The sequence below is a fragment of the Serratia sp. T13T92 genome (assembly GCF_047530105.1).
Lineage (GTDB): Bacteria > Pseudomonadota > Gammaproteobacteria > Enterobacterales > Enterobacteriaceae > Chania > Chania fonticola.
The window spans coordinates 688,664-700,770 of sequence record NZ_JBLJAK010000001.1 but is presented as its reverse complement, the minus strand read 5'-3'; the positions used below and the strand labels follow the sequence as shown (position 1 = coordinate 700,770).

Annotated in this window: 9 protein-coding genes; 7 read left to right on the top strand and 2 right to left on the bottom strand. The window is 56.5% G+C overall.

Translation table 11 applies throughout. The features are described 5' to 3' along the window. Positions 1-2 precede the first annotated feature (2 nt). The 7 genes from ssnA (at position 3) to ACMV5I_RS03260 (ending at position 10,737) form a co-directional block, all read left to right on the top strand. The gene (ssnA, locus tag ACMV5I_RS03290) at positions 3-1,331 is read left to right on the top strand and encodes a putative aminohydrolase SsnA (RefSeq protein WP_414823668.1); all 1,329 of its coding nucleotides are present in this window, start codon (positions 3-5) and stop codon (positions 1,329-1,331) included. A 54-nt stretch (positions 1,332-1,385) separates the two neighbouring features. Continuing rightward, the gene (ygfM, locus tag ACMV5I_RS03285; protein ID WP_414823667.1) at positions 1,386-2,159 is read left to right on the top strand and encodes a molybdopterin-dependent oxidoreductase FAD-binding subunit; all 774 of its coding nucleotides are present in this window, start codon (positions 1,386-1,388) and stop codon (positions 2,157-2,159) included. Next, entirely contained in the window at positions 2,159-5,038 is a 2,880-nt protein-coding gene (locus tag ACMV5I_RS03280; protein WP_121608949.1) for a molybdopterin-dependent oxidoreductase Mo/Fe-S-binding subunit, read from the top strand. The genes ygfM and ACMV5I_RS03280 overlap by 1 nt, the downstream gene beginning before the upstream one ends. A gap of 250 nt (positions 5,039-5,288) precedes the next feature. Next, entirely contained in the window at positions 5,289-6,704 is a 1,416-nt protein-coding gene (locus tag ACMV5I_RS03275; RefSeq protein ID WP_202810725.1) for a nucleobase:cation symporter-2 family protein, read from the top strand. Positions 6,705-6,788: 84 nt separating this feature from the next. Further along, positions 6,789-8,105 (top strand): guanine deaminase, encoded by a 1,317-nt coding sequence (gene guaD / locus ACMV5I_RS03270; protein ID WP_414823666.1) that lies wholly within the window; start codon positions 6,789-6,791, stop codon positions 8,103-8,105. A 101-nt stretch (positions 8,106-8,206) separates the two neighbouring features. Further along, entirely contained in the window at positions 8,207-9,571 is a 1,365-nt protein-coding gene (locus tag ACMV5I_RS03265) for an NCS2 family permease (protein WP_414823665.1), read from the top strand. 185 nt (positions 9,572-9,756) lie between these two features. Then, positions 9,757-10,737, top strand: coding sequence for an Rpn family recombination-promoting nuclease/putative transposase (locus tag ACMV5I_RS03260; protein ID WP_414823664.1), 981 nt, complete (start codon positions 9,757-9,759; stop codon positions 10,735-10,737). A 16-nt stretch (positions 10,738-10,753) separates the two neighbouring features. On the opposite strand, the gene xdhC is transcribed toward ACMV5I_RS03260, so the two are convergent. Both xdhC and xdhB read right to left on the bottom strand, forming a co-directional pair. Continuing rightward, positions 10,754-11,230, bottom strand: a complete 477-nt coding sequence (gene xdhC, locus ACMV5I_RS03255) for a xanthine dehydrogenase iron sulfur-binding subunit XdhC (protein ID WP_414823663.1) — start codon at positions 11,228-11,230, stop codon at positions 10,754-10,756. Continuing rightward, positions 11,224-12,105: a xanthine dehydrogenase FAD-binding subunit XdhB gene (gene xdhB, locus ACMV5I_RS03250; RefSeq protein ID WP_414823662.1), complete on the bottom strand. Its 882-nt coding sequence runs from the start codon at positions 12,103-12,105 to the stop codon at positions 11,224-11,226. Before xdhB ends, xdhC begins: the two co-directional genes overlap by 7 nt. Between the last annotated feature and the right edge of the window lie 2 nt (positions 12,106-12,107).

The window sequence follows — 12,107 nt, the reverse complement described above, 5'->3', positions numbered from 1 at the left end:
TCATGCTGATATTAACCAATGCAACCGGCGTGCAGCTCGACCCCGCCAGCGTACAGCCCGGTATCGATATCGTCATTGAAGGGGCGTTGATCAAAGAGGTGGGCCAAGGGTTGGCGGCCAAATATCCCCAGGCGGAAGTGCGCAATATGCACGGCAAATGGGTGATGCCAGGGATTGTGTGTGCCCACAACCATTTCTACTCCGGGTTATCGCGCGGGATTATGGCCAACATAGCGCCAAGCCCGGACTTTATCTCCACGCTGAAGAACCTGTGGTGGCGGCTGGATCGGGCGCTGGATGAGGAATCGCTGTATTACAGCGGCCTGATCTGCTCGCTGGAGGCTATCAAGAGCGGCTGTACGGCGGTGATCGATCACCACGCCTCACCCAACTTTATCGCCGGTTCGCTGAAGACCCTGCGCGCAGGCTTTATCGAGACCGGTCTACGCGGCATGACCTGTTTTGAAACCACCGATCGCAACGGCGGGGAGCGCGAACTGCGTGCTGGCGTGGAGGAGAATATTGCCTTTGCCCAGTTGATCGACGTTGCCAAAAAAGCCGGTAAGGAGCCTTACCTGGTGGAGGCGCATATTGGCGCTCACGCACCGTTCACGGTATCTGATGCCGGGTTGGAGATGTTGCAAGCGGCGGTTAAAACTACTGGCCGTGGTCTGCATATCCACGCCGCCGAGGACAGCTACGACGTATCCCACAGCCACGACAAATATGGCAAGGATCTGATCGCGCGTCTGGCGCAATACGACCTGATCGGGTCAAAAACGTTGGTCGCCCACGGTCTGTATCTGTCTGCGGCGGACATCGAGCTGATCAACCAGCAGGATGCCTTCCTGGTGCACAACGCCCGCTCCAATATGAACAACCACGTGGGCTATAACCATCAGTTGGTGCAGTACCGCAACCTGGCGCTCGGCACCGATGGCATCGGCTCAGACATGTTTGAAGAGCTGAAGTTTGCCTTCTTCAAACACCGTGATGCGGGCGGGCCGCTGTGGCCAGATAGCTTTGCTCGCTTCCTGGCCAACGGTAATCAACTGCTGGCGCGCAACTTTGGAGCCAACTTCGGGTGCCTGGCTGCCGGTTACAAAGCGGATCTGACCATCTGTGACTACCCGTCACCCACGCCGCTGGCGGCGCAAAATATTGGCGGACACCTGGCCTTCGGCATGGGGGCAGGCAGCGTCAACAGCGTAATGGTGGAAGGCCGCATGGTCTATCAGGATCGCCAGTTCCCGTTCGATGTGGAACCGATCTACGCAGAGGCTCGCAAGGTAGCGGCCAAGTTGTGGCAGCGTATGGATGCCTTGAATTAAACCGGTCGCCGCTCTGCGAACATCGGGGGCGGCTGACATTGATGAGGGTGCAACATGATTGAGCAATTCTATCGGCCAGGATCGGTACAGCAGGCGCTAGAGCTAAAACGCCAGTTCCAGCAGGATGCCGTCTATTTCGCCGGCGGCAGCAAACTAAACGCCACACCCACTAAAACACGGCAAAAGATTGCCATCGCGCTGTCGCAGCTGGGCCTGGATCAGGTGAGCTGGCAGCAGGGGGCATTGCATATCGGTGCCACCATTACCTTACAGCGTTTAATGGATACCCAGCTTATCCCGCAGGTCCTGCGTGAGGCGCTGGGTTTTGTCTATTCCCGCCATATTCGCAATCAGGCCACGCTGGGTGGTGAAGTTGTTTCGGCGGCGAAAGACTCGGTGCTGCTGCCGGTGCTGCTGGCATTGAGTGCCCAAGTGGTGGTGGGGAGCGGCAAGACGATGGCGCTGGAAGACTATCCGCTGTGCGGCGGCAGTGAACTACTGCTGGCGGTGGTGCTGCCGGATCCTTACCGTACCTGCGCTACCCGTAAAATTGCCCGTTCAGCGGCGGGATTGCCGGTGGTGACTGCGGCGGTATCCCGCGATGCGCAGGCGAAAATTCGTATCGCCCTGAGCGGCGTGATGGCACCTGGCCGCCTGCGTGATGCAGAGAACAGTGGACTGAGCGGCTTGGCGTTGGAGCAGGTGGTGGCGCAGATGGTGTCTCCGCCAGATGACATCTGTGGCAGCAGCGTTTACAAGCGCTATATCACCGGTGTGGTGGTGGCAGACCTGCTGGCGGATTGCCTGGCATCAGGGGAGAAATCATGATGAATATTCGCTTTACGCTTAACGACGCTCCGCAGGAGATGCAGTGCCAGCCCGGTGAAAACGTCCAGCAACTGCTGTTTACGTTGGGAATGCATTCGGTCCGCAATAGTGATGACGGCTTCGGGTTTGCCGGTTCGGATGCGATCCTGTTTAACGGCGTGGTGGTCAACGCCTCGTTGCTGATCGCCGCCCAGTTGGATAATGGCGTGGTGACCACGGCCGAAGCGCTGGGGAGCTGGAACCAGCTCAGCCTGGTGCAACAGGCGATGGTGGACGTGGGGATCGTCCAGTCCGGCTACAACGACGCGGCAGCGGCGCTGATCCTGACGGATCTGTTGGCCCGCATCGAGGAACCAACGCGTGCGCAGATCGACGATGCGTTGTCGGGCTTGTTCAGCCGTGATGCCGGTTATCAGCAGTTCTATCAGGTCGTAGCGCTGGCGGTGGCTCGCCGTAACGATCCCGAATTCCAGTCTCTCGCTGCCCCTGAATTCCGCAGCGATCTGAACGTGGTTGGTAAGCTGTGCCCTAAGGTGGACGCGGCGAAAATGGTACAGGCCAAGCCTTGCTATGTGGAAGACCGCGTAGCCCGCAATGCCTGCATCATCAAGATGCTGCGTAGCCCGCATCCCCATGCCTTGATCACGCACCTGGACGTTAGTAAAGCCGAGGCGTTGCCAGGGGTGGTGCATGTGATCACCCATCGCAACTGCCCAGATATCTATTACACTCCCGGTGGGCAGAGCGCGCCAGAACCTTCACCGCTTGATCGCCGGATGTTTGGTCAAAAACTGCGTCACGTAGGTGACCGGGTGGCGGCGGTAGTAGCCGAGAGCGAAGAGATTGCGTTGGCTGCGCTGGCGTTGATCGACGTCGAATACCAGGTGCTTAAACCGGTGATGTCGATTGATGAGGCGATGGCGGAAGGAGCACCGCTGGTGCACGACGAGCCGATTGTCTACATCCACGGCGCACCGGACGACCTGGCCGAGCAGAACCAGGGCAGTGCGCAGCGTGGCACCGAGCATGTGACGATCAACTTCCCGATTGGTGCCAAACCCCACAGTAATATTGCCGCCGCGGTACATGGACGCATTGGCAACGTGGATCAAGGCTTTGCCGAGGCGGACGTAGTGCTGGAGCGCACCTACGAATCCAAGCAGGTGCAGCAGTGCCCGGCGGAAATGCACGTCTGCTACACCTACATGGACGGCGATCGGCTGGTGATCCACGCGTCAACCCAGGTGCCTTGGCACCTGCGTCGCCAGGTTGCCAGGATCGTCGGGCTCAAGCAGCATAAGGTGCACGTGATCAAAGAGCGGGTCGGCGGCGGCTTTGGCTCCAAGCAGGATATCCTGTTGGAAGAGGTATGTGCCTGGGCTACCTGCGTGACCGGCCGTGCGGTCTATTTCCACTATACCCGCGAAGAAGAGTTTATCAGCAACACCTCGCGCCACGTGGCCAAGGTGCGGGTGAAGATTGGGGCGAAAAAAGACGGCCGCCTGACGGCGATCGACATGAACTTCCTGGCCAATACCGGCCCTTATGGCAACCATGCGCTGACGGTGCCCAGCAATGGCCCGGCGCTGTCGCTGCCGCTCTATCCCTGCGATAACGTCAATTTCCAGGTGACCACCTATTACAGCAACATCTGCCCGAATGGCGCTTATCAGGGGTACGGTGCGCCAAAAGGCAACTTCGCCCTGACCATGATCCTGGCAGAGATGGCGGAACAACTGCAGATGGATCCGCTGGATATCATCGAGCGCAACCGGGTAGTTGAAGGGCAAGAGTTGAAAATCCTCGGGGCGATTGGTGAAGGCAAAATGCCGACCTCGGTGCCAAGTGCCGCCAGCTGTGCGCTGGAGCCGATTTTGCGTAAAGGGCGTGAGCTGATCCAGTGGAGCTCGCCGAAAGTCAGCCAGGGAGACTGGCAGATTGGCCGTGGCGTGGCCATTATCATGCAAAAATCCGGTATTCCGGATATCGATCAGGCCAACTGCATGATCAAGCTGGAGTCGGACGGTACCTTTATTGTTCATTCCGGCGGGGCGGATATCGGTACCGGGCTGGATACGGTAGTGGGTAAACTCGCGGCAGAAGTGCTGTGCTGCCCGTTCTCCGAGGTGCATGTGATCTCAGGTGATACCGATCATGCCCTGTTTGATAAAGGGGCCTATGCCTCTTCCGGCACCTGCTTCTCCGGCAATGCGGCGAAGAATGCGGCAGAAAATCTCAGGAAGAAAATCCTGTTCCACGGCGCGCAGATGCTGGGTGAGCCAGAAAGCGACGTCACGCTGGTAGTTCCAGGCGTGGTGCGCGGTAAACAGGGCGAAGTGACGTTCGCGCAGATTGCCCATAAGGCAGAGACGGGCACCGGCTTTGGTACCCTGGTGGCCACCGCCAGCTATATCTCCTCTGACTTTGCCTTCCCGTTTGGCGCCAACTTTGCCGAAGTGGCGGTCAACGTGCGCAGCGGTGAGATCCGGTTGGATAAGTTCTATGCCTTGCTCGATTGCGGTACCCCGGTTAACCCGGAGTTGGCGCTGGGGCAGATCTATGGGGCTTCAATGCGTGCCATCGGCCACAGCATGACGGAAGAGATTATCTATGACAGCCAAGGCTCGCCGATCACCCGAGATCTGCAAAGCTACGGCGCGCCGAAGATTGGCGACATCCCGCTGGACTTCCAGGCGTTCCTGGTGCCGAGCGACGATCGGGTAGGGCCATATGGGGCCAAGTCGATCTCCGAGATTGGCGTCAACGGGGCGGCTCCGGCCATCGCCATGGCGATCCACGATGCCTGTGGCGTTTGGCTGCGCGAATGGCATTTCACCCCAGAGAAAATCTTGAGGGGGTTAAATAAGTTGTCAGCGTAGATTCTCTAATAAGTCGTACCGGGATAATGGCTGATGACGGTCATTATCCCGCTATACCTGCCGAGTTAAACCGGCGGCGGGTATAAACGATTCAATATATTAGCCAAAGGCTAATCTGTTATTGCCGCCATACAAAAATGATGAGCTAAAGATAAAGGCTCAGGCTAGCCCGTGGATTTAACATGGCGAAAGTGCAGGGCGTGGAGCTTATTGAATCAGATGATCAAATTTACTGAAATGGAGTAAAGAGATGTCTGATATGCCTACTTCAAATAACGACCTTATTTATCGGGTGGAAGATAAACCACCTTTTGACCAATGCATCGTGGGGGCGATTACCCATTTACTGGCTATTTTTGTGCCGATGGTGGCCCCGGCATTAATTGTCGGCACCGCACTGGGGTTGCCGCCGGACGTCACGGCCTATCTGGTTTCGATGGCAATGATTGCCTCAGGGATTGGCACTTGGCTGCAGGTGAATCGCTATGGCCGCGTAGGCTCCGGCTTATTGTCCATTCAATCGGTCAACTTTTCCTTTGTGACGGTGATGATCGCCTTGGGCAGCACCATGAAAGCCGATGGCATGCATGTGGAAGCGATCATGTCCACTCTGCTGGGTATCTCTTTTGTTGGGGCATTCCTGGTGGTGGGCTCCTCGTTTATTCTGCCCTATCTGAAACGGGTGATCACGCCCACCGTGAGCGGCATTGTGGTGCTGATGATTGGCCTGAGCCTGATCAAGGTGGGCATTATCGATTTTGGCGGCGGTTATTCAGCGAAAAGCAGCGGCACCTTTGGCAACTACGAAAATATCGGTATCGGCCTGTTGGTGCTGTTGGTGGTGATCGGGTTTAACTGTTGCCAGAACGCATTATTGCGCATGGGGGGCATCGCCATCGGCTTGATTGTCGGTTATGTCGTGGCCTTGTGCCTGGGCATGGTGGATTTCTCGGTGATGCAAAACCTGCCGGTAATGACCGTTCCCGTTCCCTTTAAATACGGTTTCTCTTTCGATCTGCATGCCTTCCTGGTAGCTGGCGTCATCTATCTGCTCAGCGTGTTGGAGGCGGTCGGCAGTATCACCGCTACCGCAATAGTGTCCGAGCAGCCCATCAAAGGGGATGAATATACCGCACGCCTGAGCGGTGGAGTGCTGGCTGATGGGCTGGTATCGGTGATTGCCGCCATGCTGGGCTCGTTGCCACTGACGACATTTTCCCAGAATAACGGCGTGATCCAGATGACCGGTGTCGCCTCGCGTCATATCGGCAAATATATCGCCGTGATCCTGGTGGTGCTGGGGCTGTTCCCCGTCATTGGCCGCTTCTTTACCACTATCCCGGCACCAGTGTTGGGAGGTGCGATGACGCTGATGTTCTCCATGATCGCCATCGCCGGGATACGCATCATTATCTCCGACGGCTTAAACCGTCGTGAAACCATCATCGTCGCCACCTCGCTGGGGCTGGGCCTTGGCGTCTCTTACGATCCGGAAGTGTTTCGTATTTTGCCCGAGTCGATTTATGTGCTGGTGGAAAACCCAATCTGCGCCGGTGGGCTCACGGCCATTTTCCTCAATTTGCTGATACCGCAGAACCAGCGTGAGAAACCTGGCGTCCAGGAGGACGAGTTCGAAGGGGTTCCAGCGGAAAAAAACACCGATTGAGATTTGCTGATAAAGGTTACGTAGGGGCGCTGCATGCTGCGCCCGCCTGGCAACATCCGTTTTATGGTGATAAGGAATTTGAGTATGGAGCGTGAACAATCAATCAAGGCCGTGCGGGGCAGTTTTCTCGATATCACCCGCACCGTACAGCACCCGGAAGAAATCGAGGGTCATCTGCGCTTTATTAAAGACGGGCTACTGATCATTTGTGATGGCCGGGTGGAGTGGTTTGGCAACTGGGAAGAGGGACACCACCAGATCCCCGACAGCATCCGGGTGCGCGATTACAGCGGTAAAATGATCGTGCCAGGGTTTGTCGACACCCATATTCATTATCCACAATGTGAAATGGTGGGAGCCTATGGCGAACAGCTGCTGGACTGGCTGAACAAGCACACCTTCCCGGCGGAGAAGCGCTATAACGATCTGGAGTACGCCCGCGAGATGTCGGCGTTTTTCATCAAGCAGTTGCTGCGTAATGGCACCACCACCGCGCTGGTGTTCGGCACCGTACACCCCGAATCGGTAGAGGCGCTGTTTGAGTCGGCGCGTCATATCAATATGCGGATGATCGCCGGTAAGGTGATGATGGATCGCAACGCGCCCGATTACCTGCTGGATACCGCAGAAAGCAGCTATAGCCAAACCAAGGCGCTGATTGAGCGCTGGCATAACAATGGCCGCCTGTTGTATGCCATCACCCCGCGCTTTGCGCCAACGTCCTCGCCGGAACAGCTGGAGATGGTGCAACGCCTGCGCCAGGAATATCCGGATGTTTACCTGCACACCCACCTGTCGGAAAACAAGGATGAAGTGGTTTGGGTGAAAGCCCTGTATCCAGAGCACAAAAATTATCTCGATGTTTACCATCACTACGGTATGACCGGCAGAAAAAGCGTGTTTGCCCACTGTGTGCACTTGGAAGACGCCGAATGGGATTGCCTGCACCAGACCCAATCCTCCATCGCCTTTTGCCCGACCTCCAACCTGTATCTCGGCAGCGGCCTGTTTAATTTGCCCAACGCCTGGCGGAAAAAGGTGCGGGTGGGGATGGGCACCGACATCGGTGCGGGCACCACCTTCAACATGCTGCAAACGCTGAATGAGGCTTACAAAATCATGCAGCTGCAGGGTTACCGGCTCTCGGCGTATGAGGCGTTCTATCTGGCGACGTTGGGCGGGGCCGATGCTCTGGGGCTGGCGGACACCATTGGTAACTTCAACCTGGGGAAAGAGGCGGACTTTGTGGTGCTGGAGCCGACGGCCACGCCGCTGCAACAGCTGCGCTACGACAACTCAAAAACCTTGATGGATAAGCTGTTTGTCATGATGACGCTAGGGGATGACCGGTCGATCTATCGCACCTATGTCGATGGCCGGCTGGTGTATGAACGTACTTAACCAACCGCACTGCAATTTGCCAGGATTGGCGTTACCCCAAGCGAGTGCCGTAGCGGCAAACCAGCGGGGTAGGTGAGTGTAAACCTTCAGAGGGCATTGATATGTCTAATAATTTATCGCAGGCGACGTCAGCAAAAGCGGCCAGCTCGCTAGACAGCTATTTTAAGATTAGCGAGCGGGGCAGCAGCGTACGGCAGGAAGTGTTGGCAGGATTGACCACCTTTTTGGCAATGGTCTATTCGGTGATCGTGGTGCCTGGTATGTTGGGCAAGGCGGGTTTCCCTCCTGCGGCGGTGTTTGTCGCTACTTGTCTGGTTGCTGGTGTGGGGTCACTGGTGATGGGCCTGTGGGCTAACTTGCCGATGGCTATTGGCTGCGCCATCTCCTTGACGGCGTTTACCGCTTTCAGCCTGGTGCTTGGCCAGCACATCAGCATACCCGTCGCCCTGGGGGCTATTTTCCTGATGGGTCTGATATTCACTGCCATTTCGGTAACTGGAGTGCGTTCATGGATCCTGCGAAACCTGCCGATGGGCATAGCGCATGGCACCGGGATTGGTATCGGTCTGTTCCTGCTGCTGATCGCTGCCAACGGCGTCGGCATGGTGGTCAAGAACCCGCTGGACGGCTTGCCAGTGGCGCTGGGGTCGTTTGTGTCTTTCCCGGTGATGATGTCTTTGCTCGGTCTGGCGATGATCCTTGGGCTGGAGAAACTGCGCGTACCAGGCGGGATCTTATTGGTGATCATCGGCATTTCCCTGGTCGGCTTGATCTTTGACCCGAACGTAAGATATCAGGGGCTGTTTGCGCTGCCGAGCTTGTCTGGGCCGGACGGTAGCTCGCTGATTTTTAGCCTGGATATCAAAGGGGCGTTGAACCCGGCGGTACTGCCCAGCGTATTGGCGTTGGTCATGACGGCGGTATTTGATGCTACCGGCACCATCCGGGCGGTAGCCGGGCAGGCTAACCTGCTGGACAAGGATGGGCAGATTATCAACGGTGGCCGGGCATTAACCGCCGACTCCATGAGCAGCATGTTCTCTGCGCTGGTTGGGGCCTCACCGGCTGCGGTGTATATCGAGTCTGCTGCGGGAACGGCTGCTGGCGGTAAAACCGGCATGACGGCGGCGGTTGTGGGCGTACTGTTCTTGCTGATCCTGTTCTTGTCACCGCTGTCTTATCTGGTCCCCGGCTATGCGACGGCACCGGCGCTGATGTATGTGGGCCTGCTGATGCTGAGCAACGTGGCCAAGCTGGACTTTGACGACTTTGTCGATGCCATGTCCGGCCTGGTGTGTGCGGTATTTATCGTGCTGACCTGTAACATTGTCACCGGCATCATGCTGGGCTTCAGCACGTTGGTGATTGGCCGCGTGTTCTCTAACGAGTGGCGTAAGCTGAATATTGGTACGGTGATAATCGCAGTGGCGCTAGTGGCATTCTATGCTGGCGGCTGGGCGATTTGATGGGGTAACCGAGCAGATTGCTGACCAACTTGCACTCGATGCTAAAGGTAGGGGCGCTGCATGCTGCGCCCACTATCAGCGTTCAACCTCGTTTTGCGAGTTGACTCCAGAGGTTGCACGCAGGTAATTTTAACCACGTTCAGCTTGTAGTAGGTTTTGCTCATGTTTTGTCCAGGATGACCGACATGAAAAAACCTACCCCTACTACGCATGATGCGATTTTTAAGCAGTTCCTCACCGATCCCGAAACCGCCCGCGACTTTCTGGAAATGCATTTGCCGCCAGATTTGCTGCAAAGTTGCGATCTTAATACGTTAAAACTAGAGCCAGGTAGTTTTATCGAGCGCGACCTGCGTGCTTATTACTCCGATGTGCTTTACTCGCTGAAAACCGGTAAGGATGACGGCTATGTCTATGCTCTGATTGAGCACCAAAGTTCGCCCGACAAGCATATGGCATTCCGTTTGGTACGTTATGCCATTGCCGCAATGCAGCGCCATCTTCAGGCGGGTCACGATCGGCTACCATTAGTTATTCCGATGCTCTTTTACCACGGACAGATCACACCTTACCCGTATTCGATGAGTTGGCTAGAGGAGTTCAGTGACCCAGAATTGGCCAGGCAACTTTATGCGGGACACTTTCCTTTAGTTGACGTTACCGTCATTCCCGACGATGAGATCATGCAACACCGCCGTATGGCCATTCTGGAGCTGTTACAAAAACATGTGCGCCATCGCGACCTGTTCGAACTACAGGAACGACTGGTCACATTATTGTTGGCCGGATACACTACTAAAGAACAACTGATATCGTTGATTAACTATATGCTGCAGATGGGGAGTACGACCAAACCGGAGAGACTGCTCCGTGAATTGGCCAGACGCGCGCCGCAGCATGAGGAGGAATTGATGACTATTGCAGAATATCTCGAGCAGAAAGGTTTCGATAAAGGTATAGAGAAAGGTATAGAGAAAGGTATAGAGAAAGGTATAGAGAAAGGTATTGAGAAAGGTATTGAGAAAGGTATTGAGGAAGGGCGAAAGGAAGGGCGAGAGGCCATCTTGAAGATAGCGCTCTCCATGCTGGCTAAGGGCTTCGATCACGCCATAGTCATACAGCTGACCGGCCTTTCAGAAGAAGAGCTGGCGCAAATCCACCACTAGCGTTTACCCGCGTTTCTCAACTCGGCATCTCCTCATCCAGCTGCTGCGCCTGTTCCACCGCTTTGACGATCGTGGTATAGCCGGTGCAGCGGCATAAATTCCCGGCCAGGCCGCGGCGGATCTCCTGCTCGGTGAGGCGGTGGCCGCGAAAGCGTTCCACCATCGAGGTACTGGTCATCACCAACCCCGGCGTACAAAAACCACATTGCACCGCCCCCACATTCACATAAGCCTGCTGTACGGCAGACAGTTTGCCCTGTTTCACCTCGCCCTCGGTGGTGCGGATGGTTTTGCCATCGGCCCAGAGCGCCAGATAAATGCAGGTATCGGTAGCCACATCGTCGATCAGTACGGTACAGGCACCACACTCGCCCACGTTACACCCTTGTTTGACGCTGTTAAGCCCTTGTTGACGCAGTAACTCCATCAGCGACAGGCGAAAATCGACCTCGAACTGATAGGGGCGGCCATTGATGGTGCAATTGATCAACATGATAGCTCTCCTCCTGCGCGTTGGGCCGCCTGGGCCAGCACGCGCTCTGCCAGCGTACGGATGATTTGCATACGGAACTCTTTGCTGGCGCGCCACGATGAACGTGGCATCACGTCACGTATGACCGCCTCACGCACGGCAGCGAGCGTTTGCGCATTGAATGGCTGACCCAGAGCTGCGGCCTCGGCATGGGGGGCGCGGATCGGCGTTGGGGCCGCTACGCCAAAGGCGATTTTCACCGCGCTAAAGTGGCCATTTTCAATTTTGCAGGCTGCAGCGCAGCCGATGGTGGCAATATCCATCGCACTACGCATGGCGTATTTGTAATAGCTGGCCCCAAAGTGCTGATAGTGCTGTGGCCTGAACAGCAACGCCACGGCGACCTCATTTTGCCCCAGCGCGACTTTGCCTGGACCGGTGTGGAATCCCTGGATCGGCGTGCGGCGTAACCCTGTGGGGGTAGCGATTTCCAGCTCGGCTTCCATCACCACACAGGGTGAGGCGGAATCGGCACTGGTGGCACCGTTGCAGATATTCCCGCCCAGCGTGGCCATATTCCGCACCTGTGGCCCGGCGATCGTCGCGGCTGCCTCTGCCAGGATCGGGATATGGCGCTGCACCAACGGTGAGTCGATAATCTGGCTAAAGGTGGTGCCACTGCCGATACGCAGTGTGCCATCCGGCAGCAGCTTGATGCCGTTCAGCTCGTTCAGGCCGTGAATATCCACCAGATGGCGGTATTTGCCGTTTATATGATGGAGCTGGATCAGCACGTCGGTACCTCCAGCAATCAGCCGGGCCTGCGGATCGGCGGCTAATTGCCGCACGGCATCGTCTATGCTGGTCGCCCGATAATAGTGTGCAATATCGTACATAG